Below are 20,563 nucleotides of genomic sequence, written 5' to 3'. Positions count from 1 at the left end.
CGGAAGGGGAGCAGCTCGTCGTGAGTGTCCCACCTGCCCAGGTTCTACCCGGACGCGCCCACGGCGTACCGGTGACGGCGCCGGGCGCGGCCGAACTCGGGCCGCGCGCGCGGTTGTGGCCGTCGCTGGCCGCCGTCTACCGGGCGCAGCTGTCCCGGGCTCGGGTGGCCCGCATCCCGCTGCTCTTCGTGGCGACCTTCCAGTCCGTCGGCATCACCGTGATGATGCGGGGTGTCGTCGGCAGCGGCAGCGAGGCCCACTCCGTGGTGGCGGGGGCCTCGGTGTTGGTCGTGGCGTATGTGGCGTTGAACCTGCTGTCACAGTACTTCGGGCAGCTGCGGGCCAGCGGCGGACTCGATCACTACGCCACGCTGCCCGTCCCGCCGGCCGCGGTGGTGCTGGGTGCGGCGGCGGCGTATGCCTCCTTCACCGTGCCGGGGACCCTGGTGACCGCCGTCTTCGGATGTGTGCTCTTCGGGCTGCCCTTGTCCAACCTGTGGATCCTGCTGGCCGTCATTCCGCTCGCCGGGGCCGCGCTGTCCGGGCTCGGCGCTGCCTGTGGCCTGCTCGCACCCAGGCCCGAGCTGGCCACACTGCTCGGACAGCTGGGCATGTCCGCGGCGCTGCTGCTGGGCGTGCTGCCGGCCGACCGGATGCCGGAGATCATTCGGCTGGCCCGGGACCTGCTGCCGTCCACCTACGGGGTGGAGGCGTACGCGCGGACCTTCGGGGCGGATCCGGACTGGACCGCCGTCGTCGTCGACCTGGGGGTGTGCGCGGGTGTCGGGATGGTCTCGTTGGCGGTGGCGACCTGGGCGTACCGCAGGGCCGCCGTCCGGTGACGCGGCGCACAGCACGACCTGGCACGATGTCAGGGTGACCGCACCGCTGAATCCGCCTCCGCCACCGCACGACGACTCCGCGCAGCAGGTCTGGCAGGCGCCTCCGCCTGCCGGGGCGGGCGCGGGCTGGTACGAACAGGACGGCCCCGGGATGAAGACCGAACTGCGGGACGCCGCCGTGATCACGCTGGCGGCGGTGCTCGGTGGGGTGCTGCTGGGACTGCTGTGGTGGTGGCTGGCGCCGCGCGTGCCGCTGGTCGGCGATGAGCTCGGCAACGGCTGGGTGGTCTACCTCAAGGACACCGAGGGCGAGCAGGCGATCGGGGTCGACGGAACGTTCACGCTGCTCGGGCTGGCCTTCGGTGCGGTCAGCGCGGTCGCGGTGTTCCTGCTGCGGCGCAGCGGAGGTGTGCCGCTGGTGGTCGCGCTGGGCGTCGGTGGCCTGCTCGGGTCGTTGGTGGCGTGGCGGCTGGGCATCTGGCTGGGGCCCACGTCCGACGTGCTCGCGCACGCCAAGGCCGTCGGCAAGGGCGTGACGTTCCCGGCGCCGTTGAAGCTCTCGGCGAAGGGCGCACTGCTGGCGTGGCCGCTCGCCGGGCTGCTGGTGCACCTCGGGCTCACGGCGCTGTTCGGACCACGGGACCCGGAGCCGCCGTATCCGCCGGGGCCGGACCCGAAGCATGCCCACGGTGCGCCGATGCCGTAGCGGGGCTGGGCCGCTTTGGGACGCCGGCTGCCCGCATCCGGCTCAGTCCCGCCCGATGGGCGCCAGCACCGCCTCCGTCAGCTTCGCCAGGTCGGCCGGTGCCAGTTCCACCTCCAGCCCCCGCCGCCCCGCCGACACGCAGATCGTCGCGTGGACCCCGGCGGAGTCGTCGAGTACCGTGCGGAGCCTCTTGCGCTGGCCGAGGGGGGAGATGCCACCGCGGACATAGCCGGTCGTGCGTTCGGCGAGGGCCGGTTCGGCCATGGCCGCCCGCTTGCCGCCCACCGCCGCTGCGAGGGCCTTCAGGTCCAGGGACCCCGCCACCGGGACCACACCGACCACCAGCGAGCCGTCCACGTCGGCCAGCAGGGTCTTGAAGACACGGTCGGGGGGCACACCCATCGCTTCCGCCGCCTCCTCGCCGTAGGAGGGGTGGGCGGGATCGTGGTGGTAGGCGTGGATCGTGAAGTCCACACCCGCGGCCGTCAGGGCCACCGTCGCGGGCGTACCCGCGGACTGCTGCTTCTTCGGCTTCTTCGCCATCAGGTGCCGGCCTCGGTTTCGCTCGTCCGCTCAGTTCGGGCTGGTTGGTGTCCGCGTCAGTTCGAACGCGGGCAACGACGGCAGACTACGGATGATGGCCGTCTCGGAGCGCAGCAGTTTCAGCTCGTCCCGCAGGCGGGAGGCGGTGTCCGGGGCCTGGAGCAGGCGCTGCTTGGTTGGTGTGTCGTGCACCATCGCCGCGGCCACCAGGTAGGACACCACGCTCGGGTCGTCCGGCAGGTCCGTCCCCGTGGCCAGAGAGCGCTCGCGTGCTCCTGCCAGGCGTTTCTGGTACTGGCGGAACGAACGGAGTACGCCCTCGGCCAGCGCCCCCGCCTCGTCGCCGAGCTCCTCCGGCAGCTCCTCCAGCTCCGCGGTGAGGAACGGGCCGGAGGCGTCCACGGACACCAGCCGCACCCGGGTCGTCCCGGTCGCCAGCACCTCGAACGTGCCGTCGGCCCGTTCCCGGATGGTTGCCGCGTCGGCCACACAACCCACCTTGTGGAACGCGTTGGCGGGGTCGGGGCCGAAGCCGGCGGCCGGGCCCCGTTCGGGCTGTGTCGTTGGGTCCGGCATACCCGGAGCGCTCGGTGCCACCTCGTGGCCGTCACGGATGGCCACGACGGCGAACCGGCGCGGTTCTTCGTCGGGGGACTTGAGCAACTCGCGCATCATGACGCGGTAGCGCTCCTCGAAGACGTTCAGCGGCAGCACGAGCCCCGGGAACAGCACCGAGTTCAGCGGGAAGAGTGGAAGACGGACGGTGGTCACGGCGCCCCAGCCTAGTGGTCACCGGCGGGAACGTGTCCGAAGGTCTGGCCGAGGGCGGTCCGCAGGAACCGGGACGAGCCCGGGAGCAATGGGTCCGGAGGCCGCAAACCGGCGCTCGTGCAGCCGCATGGACTGCCCGCGCAGCCGCATGAACTGGCCGAACGGGTCGTCGGAGAGTCGGTTGCGGCGAGGGCGGCCGTGCGAGGGTCCGACGACTGGCGAGGGTTCCGTCAGTTCCGGCGCAGCAGACGGGTCGCCCCCGCCGCCACCGTCGTCGCCAGCGTCCAGCCCAGCAGGATCACCACCGTCGCCAGCCATTGCCAGGCGCCGTGCAACTGCCACTGGCCCAGCTGGCCCAGGTCGATCACCGGCAGCAGCAGGTCCAGGGTGAACAGGGCCGGACTCCAGGTGGGGTGGCCGTCGCGGCTCACCGGCTGGTGGGCGGCGTGTGCGAACGCCAGCGTGCCCGCCGCCCACAGCACCGCCATCCACACCGCGGCCCGACCCGGACGGTAGCCGTAGGCGACCGTCCAGTCCTGGACGTACCCCAGGAACTTGGCGGTCAGGGGCAGCGTCTCGCAGCGTCGGCGCTGTTTGGCGAGCAGTACCTCGCGCGCGTCCTCGTCCTCCCCGGCCGCACGCAGCACCGCGGCCAGCCGCTCGTACGGCTCCGGGGCGTACTCCGCGGTGGCCGCGGCCACCCAGTCCAGGCGCCGGGTCAGCGGGAAGGGGCCCTGCGGGACCAGGTTCTCGTAGGTGAACCCGCCCATGTGCAGGTTGCCGGAGTCCGGCCAGCTGCCTGCGCGGTCCACCAGGGTGACGATCCGGGCGCCGGACAGCACGACCTTGCCGTGCTGCGGCTTGTCCCCCAGAAAGCGCAGCTCGGGCGTCTGCACCCGGCGCAGCGACAGCTCCTGGTCCTCGGTGAAGACGAATCCCGCCCGCTCCAGGTCGACGGCGTCCCCGAACCGTCCGTCGTCCAGTCGCACCCCGCCCCGGCACTCGAAGTGCTGGATGCGTGTCCCGCGTGCGGGCGTCGCACCGCGCAACAGTGTGCTGCCCACACCGGCCGGGGTCAGGTAGAGGGTGCGTTCGACCGTCAGCTGCGGCGCGTTCAGGGCGAGACGGGAGTACGGATTGACCAGCCTCGCGCCACGCAGACTGAGTGAGGCACCGACGTGGGCCCCGCGCAGGCTGAGCTCACCGTGCGATTCCAGCAGCTCCGCCTGCAGGTCCTGTCCGACGGTCAGGCCGTCCGCCGCGATCGACCGGCCGGTGCGGTATCGGTGCACGACCGCTTGGTTGAGGAGCAGGTCGGTACCGATGTGCGCGTCGCTCAGTCGGATCCCGTTCTGGAAGCGGCAGCGGGGCAGATGCAGGTCGCCCTCGGTCTGCACGCGGGCCGCCTCCAGGCGCGGCACCGAGCAGTTCACCATGCGCACGGTCGTGAACCGGGTCTCCGGCAACCGGACCTCGTCGTCGAAGCGGCAGCCGCACAGTTCGACGTACGGCCTGACCGTGCCGCCCGCCAGCTCCAGCGTGCCGGTGATCCGCACACCGGTGAGCTTCAGGGCGCAGACCCGGCCGGCGAGTGCCGGCGGGCCGTCCAGCAGCAGCCACGCCATGGTGCGCGCCCGCACGGTCCGCTCCGCCCCCCAGGGATGACCGCCGTGCGGATCGTCCACGACGGCGTCGCCGCTGCTCAGGTCGTATCCGCTGCCATTGCGGAAGGCCTGCCACATGCCTGCCTCGGTCGCGGTCAGGTCGTCCGGCAGGTCCCCGGCGTGGAGGCCGGCCTCCTCGGTCACCACTCTTCCTTCTCCCCGACTCTTTTCTCTTCTCCCCGGCTTCTCTCCGGTTTCTCCCCGGCTCTTCACTCGTCCGCTCGACCCACGTGCGCATCAACTTGTGTCGTACACCTGTTCATGCCCGGTGCGTGACGCCCGGAACACTAACGGTGAAGGGGATCTTCCGGGTTTCGGCCAGGTTCTGTATCAGCCACTGATACGCGCGAACGGCTGCAGACGCCGGTCTGAGAGAATTGGGACCGTGATCTCCCGAATCGATCTGCGCGGCGACGCCCTTCCCGAGGGCCCCGCCCTGCGCGACCTGCTGCCCCGAGCCGACTTCGACGTATCGGCCGCCCTGGAGAAGGTGCGTCCGATCTGCGAGGCCGTGCATCATCGGGGCGATGCGGCACTGATCGACTTCGCCGAGAAATTCGACGGAGTACGGCTGGAATCCGTCCGTGTGCCGGCCCAAGCGCTGGCCGACGCGCTCGACGGCCTAGATCCCGCCGTGCGCGCCGCCCTGGAGGAGTCCATCCGGCGCGCCCGGTTGGTCCACCGGGAACAGCGCCGTACGACGCAGACCACCCAGGTCGTGCCCGGCGGTGCCGTGACCGAGAAGTGGGTGCCGGTCGAGCGAGTCGGTCTGTACGCGCCCGGCGGCCGCTCGGTCTATCCGTCCTCCGTGGTCATGAACGTGGTGCCCGCGCAGGAGGCGGGTGTCGAGTCGATCGCGCTCGCTTCCCCGGCCCAGGCGGAGTTCGGCGGCCTGCCGCACCCGACGATTCTCGCTGCCTGCGCCCTGCTCGGTGTGGACGAGGTCTACGCGGCCGGCGGCGCCACCGCCGTCGCGATGTTCGCCCACGGCACCGAGTCCTGTCCGCCCGCCGATATGGTCACCGGTCCGGGTAACATCTGGGTCGCCGCCGCCAAGCGGTACTTCACCGGCAAGATCGGCATCGACGCCGAGGCCGGGCCGACCGAGATCGCGATCCTCGCGGACGAGACCGCCGACCCGGTGCACGTGGCCTCCGACCTGATCAGCCAGGCCGAGCACGACCCGCTCGCGGCGGCCGTCCTGGTCACCGACTCCGCGGAACTCGCGGACGCGGTGGAGAAGGAACTGGAGCCGCAGGTCGCTGCCACCAAGCACATCGAGGACCGGATCCGTCCGGCCCTCGCGGGCAAGCAGTCCGCGATCGTGCTCGTGGACGGCGTCCCAGAAGGGCTCAAGGTGGTCGACGCGTACGGCGCCGAGCACCTGGAGATCCAGACGGCCGACGCCGCTGCGGTGGCCCACCGGGTGCGCAACGCCGGCGCGATCTTCATCGGTCCCTGGGCCCCCGTCTCCCTCGGCGACTACGCGGCCGGCTCCAACCATGTGCTGCCCACCGGCGGCTGCGCCTGCCACTCCTCAGGCCTGTCCGTGCAGTCCTTCCTGCGTGGCATCCACATCGTGGACTACACCAGGGACGCGCTCGCCGAGGTCGCGCACCACGTGGTGACGCTGGCCGAAGCGGAGGACCTGCCAGCACACGGTGCGGCGGTCAAGGCGCGGTTCGGTTGGAAGGTGCCTGAGAGCAAGTGAGTTCCGGAATCGACGATCTTCCCGTGCGGGACGAGCTGCGCGGCAAGTCCCCCTATGGCGCGCCCCAGCTGGACGTGCCGGTGCGGCTGAACACCAACGAGAACCCCTATCCGCTGCCGGAGCCGCTGGTCGAGCGGATCGCACAGCGGGTGCGGGAGGCCGCTCGCGACCTCAACCGCTACCCCGATCGGGACGCGGTGCAGTTGCGCACCGAGCTGGCGAAGTACCTGACGAGGACCGGGAAGTACCCGCTCGGCATGGAGAACGTGTGGGCCGCCAACGGCTCCAACGAGGTCATCCAGCAGCTGCTGCAGACCTTCGGCGGACCGGGCCGTACGGCCATCGGCTTCGAGCCGTCGTACTCGATGCACGTGCTCATCGCCCGGGGCACCGGCACCGGCTGGATCTCCGGCCCGCGGGACGAGAACTTCGGCATCGACCTCGCCGCCGCCGAGCAGGCCATCGCCGAGCACAAGCCGGACGTCGTCTTCATCACCACCCCCAACAACCCCACCGGTAACACGGTGCCGCCTGGGACGGTGCTCGCGCTGTACGAAGCGGCGCAGGCGGCCAAGCCGTCGATGGTGATCGTGGACGAGGCCTACATCGAGTTCAGCCACGGCGACTCGCTGCTGCCGCTGCTGGCGGGCCGGCCGCACCTCGTCATCTCGCGAACGATGTCGAAGGCGTTCGGCGCGGCCGGTCTGCGACTCGGCTACCTGGCCGCGCACCCGGCGGTCGTGGACGCCGTCCAGCTCGTCCGGCTGCCGTACCACCTGTCGGCGGTCACCCAGGCGACCGCCCTGGCCGCCCTGGAGCACACCGACACGCTGCTGAAGTATGTCGAGCAGCTGAAGGCGGAGCGGGATCGGCTGGTCACCGAGCTGCGCGCGGCCGGCTACCAGGTGACCGACTCCGACGCGAACTTCGTGCAGTTCGGCCGGTTCGGCGACGCTCACGACGCTTGGCGGCGCATCCTCGACCGGGGCGTCCTGGTCCGGGACAACGGCGTACCGGGATGGCTGCGGGTGTCCGCCGGCACCCCGGAGGAGAACGACGCGTTCCTCGACGCGGTACGGGAATTGAAGAAGGAGCTCCAGGCATGACTCGCGATGTCCGCGTCGGGAGAATCGAGCGCACCACCAAGGAGACCTCGGTGCTGGTCGAGATCGACCTCGACGGCACCGGGAGGACCGACATCGCCACCGGCGTCGGCTTCTACGACCACATGCTCGACCAGCTCGGGCGGCACGGTCTGTTCGATCTGACCGTGAAGACCGACGGTGATCTGCACATCGATTCCCACCACACCATCGAGGACACCGCCCTCGCGCTGGGTGCCGCCTTCAGACAAGCACTCGGCGACAAGGTCGGGATCTACCGTTTCGGCAACTGCACTGTCCCGCTGGACGAGTCCCTCGCCCAGGTCACCGTCGACCTGTCAGGCCGTCCCTACCTCGTGCACACCGAGCCCGAGAACATGGCGCCGATGATCGGCGAGTACGACACGACGATGACCCGGCACATCCTGGAGTCCTTCGTCGCTCAGGCACAGGTCGCGCTGCACGTGCACGTGCCGTACGGGCGCAACGCGCACCACATCGTGGAGTGCCAGTTCAAGGCGCTGGCCCGGGCGCTGCGATACGCGTCGGAGCGCGACCCCCGCGCGGCCGGCATCCTCCCCTCGACGAAGGGCGCGCTGTAACCCATGACCGGTCTTTCGACCCTCCTGATCGTCGTCGGCCTCTTCCTGGTCGGCGGCATCATCTCCTTCGTCAAGCAGAAGATGCCCACGAGCCTGATCGTGCTGCTGTCGATCGGTGCGGCCATGTGTCTCGTCGCGGGCGTCATGCGGCTGGAGGTGTGGAATTGAGTGCGGCCAAGCGAGTGGTCGTCTTCGACTACGGCTTCGGGAACGTCCGCTCCGCCGAACGCGCCCTCGCCCGCGTGGGTGCCGACGTCGAGATAACGCGCGACTTCGACAAGGCCATGAACGCCGACGGCCTGCTGGTGCCGGGTGTCGGTGCGTTCGCCGCCTGCATGCAGGGCTTGCGTGCGGCCCGCGGCGACTGGGTCGTGGACCGTCGACTGTCCGGCGGACGACCGGTGATGGGCATCTGCGTCGGCATGCAGATCCTCTTCGCGCGCGGCATCGAGCACGGCGTGGCGGCGGAGGGCCTGGAGGAATGGCCCGGCACCGTCGGACCGCTTGAAGCCGACGTGGTGCCCCATATGGGCTGGAACACCGTCGACGCGCCCGCCGGCTCCGAGCTGTTCGCCGGCCTCGACGCCGACGCCCGCTTCTACTTCGTGCACTCCTACGCCGTCCACGACTGGACCCTCCAGAGCCAGAGCCCGATGATCGAGGCCCCCAAGGTCACCTGGTCGACGCACGGCAAGCGCTTCGTGGCCGCCGTGGAGAACGGCGCCCTGCGGGCCACCCAGTTCCACCCCGAGAAGTCCGGCGACGCCGGTGCCCAGCTCCTCACCAACTGGATCGGAACCCTGTAGACCATGGCCAAGCTCGAACTCCTCCCCGCCGTCGACGTCCGTGACGGCCAGGCCGTCCGCCTGGTGCACGGCGAGTCCGGGACCGAGACCTCCTACGGCTCCCCGCTGGAGGCAGCCCTCGCCTGGCAGCGGTCCGGCGCCGAGTGGCTGCACCTGGTCGACCTGGACGCGGCCTTCGGAACCGGGGACAACCGTGAACTGATCGCCGAGGTCACCAAGGCGATGGACATCAGGGTGGAACTCTCCGGCGGCATCAGGGACGACGCTTCGCTGGCGGCCGCCCTCGCCACCGGCTGTACTCGGGTGAACCTCGGCACGGCCGCCCTGGAGACCCCCGAGTGGGTCGCCAAGGTCATCGCCGAGCACGGTGACAGGATCGCGGTGGGCCTGGACGTGCGCGGTACGACCCTGCGCGGCCGCGGTTGGACCCGCGACGGCGGTGACCTCTACGAGATGCTGGAGCGCCTCAACAAGGAGGGCTGCGCACGCTACGTCGTCACCGACATCGCCAAGGACGGCACCCTGCAGGGCCCCAACCTCGAACTGCTGAAGAACGTCTGTGCGGCGACAGACCGTCCGGTCGTGGCGTCCGGCGGCGTGTCGTCCCTGGACGACCTGCGCGCCATCGCTGGGCTGGTACCCCTCGGTATCGAGGGTTCCATCGTCGGCAAGGCCCTGTACGCGAAGGCGTTCACCCTGGAAGAGGCCCTTCAGGCGGTGGCCCGGTGAGCGACGTACGACGTGTGACGAGCGGCGCGCCCTGGGAAGAGCAGTTCGGCTACGCACGTGCGGTGGAACTGCCGAACGGTCTGGTGCTGGTGGCAGGCTGCACGTCGATCGTGGACGGGCAGATCGCCGGAGGCGGTCCCTACGACCAGGCGGTCAACTCCTTCAACGTCGCACTGGACGCCCTGGGGCGGCTGGGACTCGGCCGCGCGGACGTCGTGCGCACGCGCATGTACATCACGCACGCACGGGACGTGGACGAGGTCGGGCGGGCTCACAAGGAGCTGTTCGACACCGTTCGGCCGGTCGCAACGATGATCATCGTCTCCGGTTTCGTGGACCCCAGCCTGGTCGTCGAGGTCGAGGTGGAGGCGTTCCGAGGAGTTACCGCATGACCCTGGCCGTACGAGTCATCCCCTGCCTGGACGTGGACAACGGCCGGGTCGTCAAGGGCGTCAACTTCCAGAACCTGCGCGACGCGGGCGACCCCGTCGAGATGGCCCGGGTGTACGACGCCGAGGGCGCCGACGAACTGACGTTCCTGGACATCACGGCGTCCGCGGGTAACCGGGAGACGACGTACGACGTCGTGCGCCGCACGGCCGAGCAGGTGTTCATCCCGCTGACGGTTGGCGGCGGCGTCCGCACGGCCGAGGACGTGGACAAGCTGCTGCGGGCGGGCGCCGACAAGGTGGGCGTGAACACCGCCGCGATCGCCCGCCCGGACCTGATCCGTGAGATCGCCGAGCGCTTCGGCCGCCAGGTGCTGGTCCTGTCGGTCGACGCCCGCCGTACCGGGTCCGGCTCGTTCGAGGTGACGACCCACGGCGGCCGTCGCGGAACCGGCATCGACGCAGTGGAGTGGGCGCACCGCGCGGCCGAGCTGGGCGCCGGCGAGATCCTGCTGAACTCCATGGACGCGGACGGCACGAAGGACGGTTACGACCTGGAGATGATCGCGGCCGTCCGCAAGCACGTCACGGTCCCGGTGATCGCCTCGGGCGGCGCGGGCCGCCTCTCCGACTTCCCGCCGGCCATCGAGGCGGGCGCGGACGCGGTGCTGGCCGCATCCGTCTTCCACTTCGGTGACCTGAGGATCGGTGAGGTGAAGCGGACCCTGCGGGAGGCCGGCCATCCGGTGCGGTGACACGTAGTGACATGCGGTGACACGGCACCGTCACCCCGCCCCGGTCACCCAGACGGGTGGCCGCGGCCTTTCAGCTGGTCAGCCTGGCCGTATGCCGCCTCGGTGGGGCGTCACGCTCGCCGCGTCGCCCCGGTGACCGCTCATTCGTTCGCCTGCACCAACTGGACCAGGTTGCCGACCGTGTCGTCGAACACCGCGGCGAGCACCGGGCCCTGCTCCCGCGGTGGATGCGTGAACCGGACACCGAGACCGCTCAGCCGTGCGTACTCCGCCCGGAGGTCGTCCACGGAGAAGACGATGCACGGGATGCCGGCCGCGTAGAGCGCCTCGTGGTACGGCTCGGCGATCGGGCCCTGACCGGGCTCCAGCAGCAGCTGGAGGTCCGGCTGGGCCCCCTGGGGCGCCCCGACCGTGACGAACGGCGCGTCATCGCCGAGGTTCCTGTGGAGTCGCGTTTCGAAACCCAGGACGTCCGTGTAGAAGGCGTGCGCCCGTGCCACGTCGTCCACATATACGCCGGTCATCGCGACCTTGATCATGGGGCCTGCCTCAGATGCCCAGCTGTCTGGACTCGTGCAGCTGGGTGATCGCGTCCGGGTCGCCTTCCAGCGCCACTGCTGCCGCGTCCTGCCGGCCGTACGCGAACATCAGCAGCTCGGACGGCTCGCCGGTCACCGTGACCACCGGAGTGCCCCGGTGCGCCACTGCTGTCCGGCCGTCCGGGCGGCGCAGCACGAGGCCCGTGGGTGCCCCCCGACCCATCAGCCGCGCCGCGCGCTCCAGCCGGGACCACAGTGCGTCCTGGAAGACCGGGTCCAGCTCGCGTGGACTCCAGCCCGGCTGGGCACGGCGGACGTCCTCGGTGTGGACGTAGAACTCGACCGTGTTGGCTGCCTCGTCGATCTGCTTGAGCTGGAACGGCGAGAACTTCGGTGGACCCGTGCGGATGAGCTGGATCAGGTCCTCGTACGGCTTCGCGGCGAACTCCTCCATCACTCGGTCCAGACGCGGGGCGAGCTGCTTGATCAGTGCTCCCCCGGCCGCGTCGGGGCGGCGTTCGCGCACCACCACGTGGGCGGCCAGGTCCCGGGCCCGCCAGCCCTCGCAGAGGGTCGGCGCGTCCGGGCCGGTGGTTTCCAAGAGGTCGGCGAGCAAAAGCCGTTCACGCTTGGCAAAGGTCGACATGGAGCCAGCCTACGACCGGGTAACGGGTCCGCCCAGTGGACGCGCCCCCGCACCGCAGGTGCGGCGCGGCACAATGGCACCCATGACCAGCACGACCGGTACGCCCCGGCCCAGTAGCCTCGCACCGGAGATCGCCGCGCGCCTTAAGCGCAGCGCGGACGGGCTCCTCCCCGCGATCGCCCAGCAGTACGACACCGGCGAGGTGCTCATGCTCGGCTGGATGGACGACGAGGCGCTGCACCGCACGCTGACCACGGGCCGCTGCACCTACTGGTCGCGCAGCCGCCAGGAGTACTGGGTCAAGGGTGACACTTCCGGCCACGTGCAGCGGGTGAAGTCGGTCGCGCTGGACTGCGACGCCGACACGGTGTTGGTCCGGGTCGACCAGGTGGGTGCCGCCTGCCACACCGGTGCGCGCACGTGTTTCGACGAGGACGTGCTCCTGAACGGCACCGACGTGGGCGCCCGTCAGGAGCACTCGGAAAACCCGGATCAGTAGGGTCTGCCTCCATGGACCTTGAGACCTTCCGCAAGCTGGCCACCGATCGGCGCGTCATCCCGGTCACCCGCAAGCTCCTCGCCGACGGTGACACCCCGGTCGCGCTCTACCGCAAGCTGGCCGCCGGGCGTCCCGGCACCTTCCTGCTGGAGTCCGCGGAGAACGGCCGTGCCGCATACCAATGGTCCCGGTACTCCTTCGTGGGCGTCCGCAGCTCCGCCACCCTCACCACGCGCGACGGACAGGCCCACTGGCTCGGTACCCCGCCCGTCGGCGTCCCGGCTGACGGCGACCCGCTGGTGGCGCTGCGCGCCACGATCCAGGCCCTGCACACTCCGCACCAGGAGGGCCTGCCGCCCTTCACCGGCGGCATGGTCGGCTACCTCGGCTACGACATCGTCCGCCGTCTGGAGAAGATCGGCCCCGGCGAGCGCGATGACCTGCGGTTGCCCGAGCTGACCATGCTACTGACCAGCGACCTCGCCGTGATGGACCACTGGGAGGGGTCGGTCCTGTTGATCGCCAACGCGATCAACCACAACGACCTCGACACGGGTGTGGACGATGCCTATGCCGACGCGGTGGCCCGCCTGGACGCGATGGAGGCCGACCTCACCCGCGCGGTGGCCCAGCCCCCGGCCGTCCTGCCGCCCTCCGAGCTGCCCGAGTACACCGCGCGGTGGGGCGGTGCTGACTTCCGGGAGGCCGTCGAGGACATCAAGGAACGCATCCGCGCGGGCGAGGCCTTCCAGGTCGTGCCCTCCCAGCGTTTCGAGACCCCGTGCACGGCGAGCGCGCTGGATGTCTACCGTGTCCTCAGGGCCACCAATCCCTCGCCGTACATGTACCTCTTCCGCTTCGACGGGTTCGACGTCGTCGGCTCGTCCCCGGAGGCTCTGGTCAAGGTCGAGGACGGGCGCGCGATGGTCCACCCCATCGCCGGTACCCGGCACCGGGGGAGCACGCCGCAGGAGGACCAGGCTCTCGCCGACGAACTGCTGGCCGATCCCAAGGAGCGTGCCGAGCACCTGATGCTGGTGGACCTCGGTCGTAACGACCTGGGCCGGGTCTGTGAGCCCGGCTCGGTCGAGGTGGTCGACTTCATGTCCATCGAGCGCTACTCGCACGTGATGCACATCGTCTCGACGGTCACCGGCAAAGTGGCGCAGGGCCGTACCGCCTTCGACGTGCTGACCGCCTGCTTCCCGGCGGGCACCCTCTCCGGAGCTCCCAAGCCGCGCGCGATGCAGATCATCGACGAACTCGAACCGTCCCGGCGCGGGTTGTACGGCGGCTGCGTCGGTTATCTGGACTTCGCCGGCGACTCCGACACGGCCATCGCCATCCGCACCGCGCTGCTGCGGGACGGCACGGCGTATGTGCAGGCCGGAGCCGGCATCGTCGCCGACTCCGACCCGGTGGCGGAGGACCAGGAGTGCCGCAACAAGGCGGCGGCGGTCCTCCGCGCGGTGCACACCGCCAACCGACTCAGCTCATAGAGCCGTTCAGCCGGTGAACGCGGCGGTGCCGTTCGGGACGCCGAGCCCGGAGGGCCCGTCGTACCCGGTGGTGCCGGTGCACAGGTACGATCCGCCGCAGCTGCCGTTGGAGCCGCTGGTGACGTCGTAGAGCGCCGAGGTGTGCGCGTACGGGAAGGACGCCGGGTAGGAGCCGGAGGACGGGGCGCCGCCCAGTGCGTAGACCGCCGCGATCAGCGGGGAGGATGCGCTGGTGCCGCCGAAGACCATCCAGCCGGTGGCCTGCCGGTAGGTGTCGTAGACCGCGACCCCGGTGTTCGGGTCGGCGACCGCCGAGACGTCGGCGACTGTGCGGTGGGCACAGCCGCCGTCGGACTGCCAGGCGGGCTTGGCGTCGTACGTGGAGCAGCCCGAGCCCGCCCCGCTCCACACCGTGTCGGTCCAGCCCCGGGAGTTCGACGCGGTGTTCAGGGACGTACCGCCCACCGCCGTTACGTACCTGGAGGACGCCGGGTATTCGGTGCCGTAGCCGTTGTCGCCGGAGGAGACGGTGATGGCGACGCCGGGGTGGTTGAAGTACGTGGAGTCGTACGTCGCGTCACTGGAGGACTCGGAGCCGCCGTAGCTGTTGGAGACGAACTTCGCGCCCCGTGCGACCGCCGTGTTGACGGCCGTGCCGAGGTTGGTCATGGACGCGGTCTTGGCCTCCACCAGCAGGATCCGACAGTTGGGGCAGGCCGCGCTGACCATGTCGAGGTCGAGCGAGATCTCTTCCGCCCAGCCGGAGTTGCCGTGCGGGTAGTGGGTGCCGCCGTTCTGGTCCACCTTCTGGAAGCAGCCGCTTGCCGTGGTGCAGGCAGGCAGACCGTACTGGGAGCGGTAGACCGCGAGGTCGGACTCGGCGTTCGGGTCGTCGTAGGCGTCGACGATCGCCACGGTCTGGCCCGAACCGCCGTTCGCGGAGGGCAGGTTGTACGCCGCCTGCAGCGAGGCCGGGCCGTAGCCGGAAGGAGTGGCGGCGGCCGTCAGGTGGGTTTCGGCGAGTGCCGACTTCGGGGTGCCCGCGGTGACCTGGAGGGCGTTACAGGCCATGACGCCCTTCTCCGTCGGGAGCGCACAGGCGTGGGCGACGGAGACGCCACGTGCCGGGGAGGTGGCCTGGGCGGCCTGGCCGACGGGGGCGGCCAGGGCGAGGGCTGCCGTGGCGAGGGCGGCCACGGCCGTGAGGGAAATGGTTCTGCGCAACGTGATCCTCCGCGAGGTGGGTGTACCGGGAGAGGTGTGGGGGGTGCGCCGTACGACCCGTGGCGCGGGGTGTGCGCCGGGGCCGCGCAGAACCTACGTATGTCTTGAGCACGACAACAAGATGGAGGTTGAAGCAGAAACGTTGCTTTGCCTTTCCGGGGCAGTACGTGTCCGTTTCCTGGGGCTGCCATGGGGCAAAGTCGACGCGACCATGGGTTGACAGACCCTGGGTGACGATCCGCCCGGGGTTCAGGCGATAGTGGAGTACGTGACTGCTGTACCTCACCCCCGTTCCGAAGCCGCCGCGCCCAGTCGGTCCGGCCGGCGGAGCCTCGCCGTGGCCCTCCTGTGCGGTGCGCTCGGCGCGGCCGTGACACTGCTCGCCAGCCGGCAGCGCTGGGCGGAAGGCTCCGCGACGGTGGCCGGCGGCGCGTTCCCGCTGACCGCGAAGGGCAGTGACGTCACGGGCGTCCCGGCAGCCCTCGCCATAGTGGGCCTCGCCGCGCTCGTCGCCGTCTTCGCCGTCCGCAAGGCCGGCCGCCTCGTGGTCGCCTTTCTGCTCGCACTCTCCGGCGCCGGAATCACCGCCTCCGCCCTCGTGGCCGCTTCCGACGGTTCCGTGCTGGACGACAAGGCCGCCCAGGCCAGTGGTGACAGTTCCGCCGCGGTCGGCGCGCTCACCCACACCGGCTGGCCCTACGTCGCGGCCGCCGGCGGCGTCCTGATCCTGCTCGCCGGCCTGCTCGCCCTGCGCTACGGCGCCCGGTGGCCCGCCATGTCCGGACGCTATGAGCGCGGCACCAGCCGCCCGCGGCGTACGGCCCGGCCGGTCGACCCGGAACGGCCCGAGGAGATCTGGAAGGCCCTGGACCGCGGCGAGGACCCCACGGGGGCCTGAACCCGGCTGCTCACCACACCCACCCGCGCCCGCGGGTGGGTGTGGTGAAACAGACGCCACCCCCGCGTCCGGCAGCGGCGCGCGTACGGGACAATGGTCGACGAGCGACCGGCTCGGGCAGTGACGGGCGGGCTCGGAACCGTACGGACACGTACTTCGACACGTACACAGCAACGAGGAGCAAGTCATGGCGGGCAGCAGCCACGGTCACACCCCGGCCGCCTGGACCGGCGTCATCATCGCCTTCATCGGTTTCTGCGTCGCGGGCGCCTTCATGGTCATGGCCCAGCCGGCCGGCTTCTGGGCCGGCATGGCGCTCGTGCTCCTCAGCCCCGTCGTCGGCGGCATCATGCGTGCCATGGGCCTCGGCCAGCCGAAGCAGACCTACGCCGTCCAGAGCACGCCCGTGGCGACCCGCGAGCCGGCCGGCGTCAAGGGCTGAGCCCCCACGGCTTCCCGGCGAGGGGCGGCCGGCACCTTGGCGGGTGCCGACCGCCCCTCGCCCTGTCCGGGCCGCCCGTTGCGGTGCACACCACGCAAGACCGGAGGGGGCGGCCCCGTTCCGTCCTGGCCACTGCGCGCGCGTGCCGGGCGGCAGACGTACTGCTCCACCTGCCCGTGCGGGTCACTCCGCGCGCGCCTGCCGGGCGGGCGCGGCAGAATGCGGACGTGACCGCCAACGTGACCGCAGACCGCCCCACCGACCTGGCCCCGGCCCCGGTCGCGCAGATCGTCTCGTCCGCCCCCGTCTGGCGGCGGCTCGCCGTCCCGGTCGGGTTGTTCGCGGTCGTAGCCGGGGCCTTCGCCTGGGTCGGCACCGTCGACCCGGGCGAGCCCGGCCACTACCCGGTCTGCCCCCTGTACCAGCTCACCGGTCTGTACTGCCCCGGCTGCGGTGGACTGCGTAGCGCGCACGCCTTCATCCACGGCGACTTTCTCGCCGCTCTGCGGGACAACGCGCCGGGCGTGGCCGGGTACCTGGTCTTCGCCGTGCTCTGGACCGTCTGGGTGGTCCGCACCGTGCGCGGGAGACCGGTCCGCCTCGACCTTGGACCGGCACAGCTGTGGGTGGTGAGCACGTTGCTGCTGGTCTTCACCGTTGTTCGCAACCTGCCGTTCGGCGGTTGGCTGCGTCCGTGACCGGCCGGTGGGTCGTCCAGGTGGTGGGACCGCCGTCCACCGGATGCGAGGTGGCCGCGGTGCTCCGGATACCATCGCAGTGACCACGGGTTTTCAGAACCTGAAGGAACCACCGTCTGGAAGGGGGCCGCTCGCGTGAGTGTGCTCGACGAGATCATCGACGGAGTCCGGGCCGACCTCGTGGAGCGGCAGGCGCGCGTCAGCCTCGACGAGCTCAAGGAGCGCGCGGCCAAGGCCCCCGCCGCCAAGGACGGGGTGGCCGCGCTCAAGGGCGACGGCGTCAAGGTGATCTGCGAGGTCAAGCGCTCCAGCCCCTCCAAGGGCGCACTGGCCGCGATCGCCGACCCGGCCGGGCTCGCCGCGGATTACGAGGCCGGCGGTGCGGCCGTCATCTCCGTCCTCACCGAACAGCGTCGCTTCGGCGGCTCCCTCGCCGACCTGGAGGCCGTCCGCGCGCGCGTGGACGTCCCGGTCCTGCGCAAGGACTTCATCGTCACCTCCTACCAGCTGTGGGAGGCCCGGGCGTACGGCGCCGACCTTGCGCTGCTGATCGTCGCCGCCCTCGAACAGCCGGCCCTGGAGTCACTGATCGAGCGGGCCGTCTCCATCGGGCTCACCCCCCTCGTCGAGGTGCACGACGAGGACGAGGCCGAGCGGGCCGTGGACGCGGGTGCCCGGGTCATCGGTGTCAACGCCCGCAACCTGAAGACGCTGGAGGTCGACCGCGGCACGTTCGAGAGGGTCGCCCCGGAGATCCCGGAGGACATCGTGAAGGTCGCCGAGTCCGGAGTGCGCGGACCGCACGACCTGATCGCCTATGCCAACGCTGGTGCCGACGCGGTCCTGGTCGGCGAGTCCCTGGTCACCGGGCGCGACCCGAAGGCCGCCGTCTCCGACCTGGTGGCCGCGGGCGAACACCCCGCGCTGCGGCACGGCAGGGGCTGACCAGCCGGTAGGGTTGGCTCCGATGACGCCTGCGATCACCCCGACGGCCACCGACCGGCACGCCCGCCTCGCGCGTGGTTGCCGCCCCCGTGGCTGCCGCGCGCCCGCCCGCCGGGTACACGGTCGCAGGGTCAGGTACGTCATCGGTGACGAACCCGGACAGGTCAACGGACGGCGATGGCAGCGCCCCTGTAGGGGCGCGGGGCTGTTCCGACGCACGCGGCTCCGCCGCGTGGCCGTCACCGGCTAACACGTGGCTTGTCACAGTCACCCAGCCAGCCGCAGAAGGCCGGCGGCCGGCTGACGCACTCCCGCCCCCACGGCGATCAGTGTCTACTCGCACACTCACCGTGAGGTTTTGCATGCCCAGCCAGTTCTTCATCCCCGACCCCGAGGGTCGGGTGCCCACCGCCGAGGGCTACTTCGGCGCGTTCGGCGGCAAGTTCATCCCGGAGGCCCTCGTCGCCGCCGTTGACGAGGTCGCCGTCGAGTACGAGAAGGCCAAGGCCGACCCGGAGTTCGCCCGCGCGCTCGACGACCTGCTGGTGAACTACACCGGCCGGCCCAGCGCGCTGACCGAGGTGCCCAGATTCGCCGCGCACGCCGGCGGCGCCCGGGTGTTCCTCAAGCGCGAGGACCTCAACCACACCGGCTCCCACAAGATCAACAATGTGCTCGGCCAGGCCCTGCTCACCCAGCGCATGGGCAAGAGCCGCGTCATCGCGGAGACCGGTGCCGGCCAGCACGGCGTTGCCACGGCCACTGCCTGCGCGCTCTTCGGCCTCGACTGCACCATCTACATGGGCGAGGTCGACACCCGGCGCCAGGCCCTCAACGTGGCCCGCATGCGCATGCTCGGCGCCGAGGTGGTGGCCGTCAAGTCAGGCAGCCGCACCCTCAAGGACGCCATCAACGAGGCGTTCCGCGACTGGGTCGCGAATGTCGACCGCACCCACTACCTGTTCGGCACCGTAGCCGGACCCCACCCTTTCCCAGCCATGGTCCGTGACTTCCACCGGGTCATCGGAGTCGAGGCGCGCCGCCAGCTGCTGGAGCGCACCGGACGCCTTCCCGACGCCGCCATCGCCTGCGTCGGCGGCGGATCGAACGCCATCGGCCTCTTCCACGCCTTCATCCCCGACGAGGACGTCCGCCTGATCGGCTGCGAGCCCGCCGGACACGGGGTGGAGACGGGTGAGCACGCGGCCACCCTGACCGCGGGCGAGCCCGGCATCCTGCACGGCTCCCGGTCGTACGTCCTGCAGGACGAGGAGGGCCAGATCACCGAGCCGTACTCGATTTCGGCCGGTCTGGACTACCCGGGCATCGGCCCCGAGCACTCCTATCTGAAGGACTCCGGCCGCGGCGAGTACCGCGCGGTCACCGACGACGCCGCCATGCAGGCCCTGCGCCTGCTGTCGCGCACCGAGGGCATCATCCCGGCCATCGAGAGCGCGCACGCCCTGGCCGGTGCCCTGGAGGTCGGCAAGGAGCTGGGCGAGGACGGGCTGATCGTCGTCAACCTCTCCGGACGCGGCGACAAGGACATGGACACCGCCGCCCGGTACTTCGGTCTCTACGACACCGACGCCGAGGTGGCCGCCGACGAAGCCGACACCGCCGAGATCGAGGGGGACGCCAAGTGACCGGGAACGTGCAGTTGCTGTCGGACACCCTCGCCAGCGCCAAGGCTGAGGGTCGGTCCGCGCTCATCGCCTATCTCCCCGCCGGCTTCCCGACCGTGGACGGCGCCATCGACGCGATTAGGGCCGTCTTCGACGGCGGCGCCGATGTCGTCGAGGTGGGTCTGCCGCACAGCGACCCGGTCCTCGACGGGCCGGTCATCCAGACCGCCGACGACATCGCCCTGCGCGGTGGTGTGCGGATCGCGGACGTGATGCGGACGGTCCGGGAGGCCCACCGGGCCACCGGCAAGCCCGTACTCGTCATGACGTACTGGAACCCCATCGACCGCTACGGCGTCGAGCGCTTCACCGCCGAACTGGCCGATGCGGGCGGTGCGGGCTGCATCCTGCCCGACCTGCCGGTCCAGGAATCGGACCTGTGGCGTGAGCACGCCGAGAAGCACGGCCTCGCGACGATCTTCGTCGTGGCACCCAGCAGCAAGGACGAGCGGCTCGCCCGGATCACGGCGGTCGGTTCCGGCTTCGTCTACGCGGCCTCGCTGATGGGCGTCACCGGCACGCGCGAGTCCGTCGGCACCCAGGCCCAGGACCTGGTCGAGCGTACCCGCGCCACCGGCCACGGGCTGCCCGTCTGCGTCGGACTCGGAGTCTCCGACGCTGCCCAGGCCGCAGAGGTCGCCGGCTTCGCCGACGGCGTCATCGTCGGCTCGGCGTTCGTGAAGCGGATGCTGGACGCCCCGGATCACGCCGCCGGTGTGAAGGCGGTCCGTGAACTGGCTGGCGAGCTGGCGAAGGGTGTGCGCCGCCAGGTGTGAGCACCGGCGACCGCCCGCGCCGTGGTCTTCGATCACTCGAACGGGTGGACCTCGGGCCGGGGAGGCGCGCTGTGCCTCCCCGGTTCGTTCT

The 20,563-nt window shown here is 71.0% G+C and carries 25 protein-coding genes; 19 read left to right on the top strand and 6 right to left on the bottom strand.

Annotated features, from left to right (window positions below):
• Positions 1–20 precede the first annotated feature (20 nt).
• Positions 21–842, top strand: a complete 822-nt coding sequence (locus tag LK06_RS07180; RefSeq protein ID WP_039655914.1) for an ABC transporter permease — start codon at positions 21–23, stop codon at positions 840–842.
• A gap of 34 nt (positions 843–876) precedes the next feature.
• Positions 877–1,548 carry a hypothetical protein gene (locus tag LK06_RS07175; protein ID WP_043406919.1) on the top strand — a complete coding sequence of 224 codons (672 nt, stop codon included), beginning with the start codon at positions 877–879 and terminating at the stop codon, positions 1,546–1,548.
• Between the two features lie 42 nt (positions 1,549–1,590).
• On the opposite strand, the gene ybaK is transcribed toward LK06_RS07175, so the two are convergent.
• The 3 genes from ybaK to LK06_RS07160 all read right to left on the bottom strand — a co-directional run bounded on the left by ybaK (position 1,591) and on the right by LK06_RS07160 (position 4,670).
• Positions 1,591–2,091: a Cys-tRNA(Pro) deacylase gene (gene ybaK, locus LK06_RS07170; protein WP_039655916.1), complete on the bottom strand. Its 501-nt coding sequence runs from the start codon at positions 2,089–2,091 to the stop codon at positions 1,591–1,593.
• 30 nt (positions 2,092–2,121) lie between these two features.
• Positions 2,122–2,862, bottom strand: coding sequence for an LON peptidase substrate-binding domain-containing protein (locus tag LK06_RS07165; protein ID WP_043406926.1), 741 nt, complete (start codon positions 2,860–2,862; stop codon positions 2,122–2,124).
• Between the two features lie 230 nt (positions 2,863–3,092).
• The gene (locus LK06_RS07160) at positions 3,093–4,670 is read right to left on the bottom strand and encodes a hypothetical protein (RefSeq protein WP_039655920.1); all 1,578 of its coding nucleotides are present in this window, start codon (positions 4,668–4,670) and stop codon (positions 3,093–3,095) included.
• A 241-nt stretch (positions 4,671–4,911) separates the two neighbouring features.
• On the opposite strand from LK06_RS07160, the gene hisD reads away from it, so the two are divergent.
• The 8 genes from hisD to hisF are packed head-to-tail and all read left to right on the top strand — an operon-like array spanning position 4,912 to position 10,621.
• Complete coding sequence (gene hisD / locus LK06_RS07155) at positions 4,912–6,237, top strand: histidinol dehydrogenase (protein ID WP_039655922.1); 1,326 nt, start codon at positions 4,912–4,914, stop codon at positions 6,235–6,237.
• Complete coding sequence (locus LK06_RS07150) at positions 6,234–7,343, top strand: histidinol-phosphate transaminase (RefSeq protein WP_039655924.1); 1,110 nt, start codon at positions 6,234–6,236, stop codon at positions 7,341–7,343. The genes hisD and LK06_RS07150 overlap by 4 nt, the downstream gene beginning before the upstream one ends.
• Complete coding sequence (gene hisB / locus LK06_RS07145) at positions 7,340–7,942, top strand: imidazoleglycerol-phosphate dehydratase HisB (protein WP_039655925.1); 603 nt, start codon at positions 7,340–7,342, stop codon at positions 7,940–7,942. Before LK06_RS07150 ends, hisB begins: the two co-directional genes overlap by 4 nt.
• 3 nt (positions 7,943–7,945) lie before the next feature.
• Positions 7,946–8,110 (top strand): hypothetical protein, encoded by a 165-nt coding sequence (locus LK06_RS33675; protein WP_039655927.1) that lies wholly within the window; start codon positions 7,946–7,948, stop codon positions 8,108–8,110.
• On the top strand, positions 8,107–8,748 hold the full coding sequence (gene hisH / locus LK06_RS07140) for an imidazole glycerol phosphate synthase subunit HisH (RefSeq protein ID WP_039655929.1): 642 nt from the start codon (positions 8,107–8,109) through the stop codon (positions 8,746–8,748). The genes LK06_RS33675 and hisH overlap by 4 nt, the downstream gene beginning before the upstream one ends.
• A gap of 3 nt (positions 8,749–8,751) precedes the next feature.
• Positions 8,752–9,477: a bifunctional 1-(5-phosphoribosyl)-5-((5-phosphoribosylamino)methylideneamino)imidazole-4-carboxamide isomerase/phosphoribosylanthranilate isomerase PriA gene (gene priA, locus LK06_RS07135; RefSeq protein ID WP_039655930.1), complete on the top strand. Its 726-nt coding sequence runs from the start codon at positions 8,752–8,754 to the stop codon at positions 9,475–9,477.
• Positions 9,474–9,869, top strand: coding sequence for a RidA family protein (locus tag LK06_RS07130; RefSeq protein ID WP_039655932.1), 396 nt, complete (start codon positions 9,474–9,476; stop codon positions 9,867–9,869). The genes priA and LK06_RS07130 overlap by 4 nt, the downstream gene beginning before the upstream one ends.
• Complete coding sequence (gene hisF, locus LK06_RS07125; RefSeq protein ID WP_039655934.1) at positions 9,866–10,621, top strand: imidazole glycerol phosphate synthase subunit HisF; 756 nt, start codon at positions 9,866–9,868, stop codon at positions 10,619–10,621. The genes LK06_RS07130 and hisF overlap by 4 nt, the downstream gene beginning before the upstream one ends.
• 140 nt (positions 10,622–10,761) lie before the next feature.
• On the opposite strand, the gene LK06_RS07120 is transcribed toward hisF, so the two are convergent.
• Together LK06_RS07120 and LK06_RS07115 are read right to left on the bottom strand one after the other, a co-directional pair.
• Positions 10,762–11,160, bottom strand: coding sequence for a VOC family protein (locus tag LK06_RS07120; protein WP_039655936.1), 399 nt, complete (start codon positions 11,158–11,160; stop codon positions 10,762–10,764).
• 10 nt (positions 11,161–11,170) lie between these two features.
• On the bottom strand, positions 11,171–11,806 hold the full coding sequence (locus tag LK06_RS07115; protein ID WP_039655938.1) for a TIGR03085 family metal-binding protein: 636 nt from the start codon (positions 11,804–11,806) through the stop codon (positions 11,171–11,173).
• A gap of 82 nt (positions 11,807–11,888) precedes the next feature.
• Here LK06_RS07115 and hisI point away from each other — a divergent pair, with 82 nt between their 5' ends.
• Both hisI and LK06_RS07105 read left to right on the top strand, forming a co-directional pair.
• Positions 11,889–12,305, top strand: coding sequence for a phosphoribosyl-AMP cyclohydrolase (gene hisI / locus LK06_RS07110; RefSeq protein WP_039655940.1), 417 nt, complete (start codon positions 11,889–11,891; stop codon positions 12,303–12,305).
• Positions 12,306–12,316: 11 nt separating this feature from the next.
• Positions 12,317–13,804 carry an anthranilate synthase component I gene (locus tag LK06_RS07105; protein WP_039655941.1) on the top strand — a complete coding sequence of 496 codons (1,488 nt, stop codon included), beginning with the start codon at positions 12,317–12,319 and terminating at the stop codon, positions 13,802–13,804.
• Positions 13,805–13,810: 6 nt separating this feature from the next.
• Here LK06_RS07105 and LK06_RS07100 read toward each other — a convergent pair whose 3' ends face one another.
• A complete protein-coding gene (locus LK06_RS07100; RefSeq protein WP_234367373.1) occupies positions 13,811–15,028 on the bottom strand; it encodes a S53 family peptidase in 1,218 nt (405 codons plus the stop codon).
• 259 nt (positions 15,029–15,287) lie between these two features.
• Between LK06_RS07100 and LK06_RS07095 the strand changes: the two genes are divergently transcribed.
• From LK06_RS07095 to trpA, 7 genes are all read left to right on the top strand, one after another.
• Complete coding sequence (locus LK06_RS07095; protein WP_039655945.1) at positions 15,288–15,926, top strand: TIGR02234 family membrane protein; 639 nt, start codon at positions 15,288–15,290, stop codon at positions 15,924–15,926.
• A gap of 187 nt (positions 15,927–16,113) precedes the next feature.
• Entirely contained in the window at positions 16,114–16,368 is a 255-nt protein-coding gene (locus LK06_RS07090) for an HGxxPAAW family protein (protein WP_039655946.1), read from the top strand.
• A 263-nt stretch (positions 16,369–16,631) separates the two neighbouring features.
• Positions 16,632–17,066, top strand: a complete 435-nt coding sequence (locus LK06_RS07085; RefSeq protein WP_052270203.1) for a DUF2752 domain-containing protein — start codon at positions 16,632–16,634, stop codon at positions 17,064–17,066.
• A gap of 135 nt (positions 17,067–17,201) precedes the next feature.
• Positions 17,202–18,011, top strand: coding sequence for an indole-3-glycerol phosphate synthase TrpC (gene trpC, locus LK06_RS07080; RefSeq protein WP_039655948.1), 810 nt, complete (start codon positions 17,202–17,204; stop codon positions 18,009–18,011).
• A 22-nt stretch (positions 18,012–18,033) separates the two neighbouring features.
• Positions 18,034–18,261, top strand: coding sequence for a tryptophan biosynthesis modulator TrpM (gene trpM / locus LK06_RS35200; protein WP_071659316.1), 228 nt, complete (start codon positions 18,034–18,036; stop codon positions 18,259–18,261).
• Between the two features lie 112 nt (positions 18,262–18,373).
• Positions 18,374–19,657 (top strand): tryptophan synthase subunit beta, encoded by a 1,284-nt coding sequence (gene trpB / locus LK06_RS07070; protein ID WP_039655949.1) that lies wholly within the window; start codon positions 18,374–18,376, stop codon positions 19,655–19,657.
• On the top strand, positions 19,654–20,472 hold the full coding sequence (gene trpA, locus LK06_RS07065) for a tryptophan synthase subunit alpha (protein WP_039655951.1): 819 nt from the start codon (positions 19,654–19,656) through the stop codon (positions 20,470–20,472). Before trpB ends, trpA begins: the two co-directional genes overlap by 4 nt.
• The last annotated feature ends 91 nt before the right edge of the window (positions 20,473–20,563 follow it).

The organism is Streptomyces pluripotens (assembly GCF_000802245.2).
In the GTDB taxonomy this organism is placed as follows: Bacteria; Actinomycetota; Actinomycetes; order Streptomycetales; family Streptomycetaceae; genus Streptomyces; species Streptomyces pluripotens.
This window is presented reverse-complemented; position numbering and strand designations above follow the sequence as displayed.

Coding starts and splice junctions, on each gene's coding strand:
- ybaK (WP_039655916.1), bottom strand. CDS start 2,091: ATGGCGAAGAAGCCGAAGAAGCAGCAGTCCGCGGGTACGCCCGCGACG.
- hisB (WP_039655925.1), top strand. CDS start 7,340: ATGACTCGCGATGTCCGCGTCGGGAGAATCGAGCGCACCACCAAGGAG.
- LK06_RS33675 (WP_039655927.1), top strand. CDS start 7,946: ATGACCGGTCTTTCGACCCTCCTGATCGTCGTCGGCCTCTTCCTGGTC.
- priA (WP_039655930.1), top strand. CDS start 8,752: ATGGCCAAGCTCGAACTCCTCCCCGCCGTCGACGTCCGTGACGGCCAG.
- hisF (WP_039655934.1), top strand. CDS start 9,866: ATGACCCTGGCCGTACGAGTCATCCCCTGCCTGGACGTGGACAACGGC.
- LK06_RS07120 (WP_039655936.1), bottom strand. CDS start 11,160: ATGATCAAGGTCGCGATGACCGGCGTATATGTGGACGACGTGGCACGG.
- LK06_RS07115 (WP_039655938.1), bottom strand. CDS start 11,806: ATGTCGACCTTTGCCAAGCGTGAACGGCTTTTGCTCGCCGACCTCTTG.
- hisI (WP_039655940.1), top strand. CDS start 11,889: ATGACCAGCACGACCGGTACGCCCCGGCCCAGTAGCCTCGCACCGGAG.
- LK06_RS07105 (WP_039655941.1), top strand. CDS start 12,317: ATGGACCTTGAGACCTTCCGCAAGCTGGCCACCGATCGGCGCGTCATC.
- LK06_RS07090 (WP_039655946.1), top strand. CDS start 16,114: ATGGCGGGCAGCAGCCACGGTCACACCCCGGCCGCCTGGACCGGCGTC.
- trpM (WP_071659316.1), top strand. CDS start 18,034: ATGACGCCTGCGATCACCCCGACGGCCACCGACCGGCACGCCCGCCTC.
- trpB (WP_039655949.1), top strand. CDS start 18,374: ATGCCCAGCCAGTTCTTCATCCCCGACCCCGAGGGTCGGGTGCCCACC.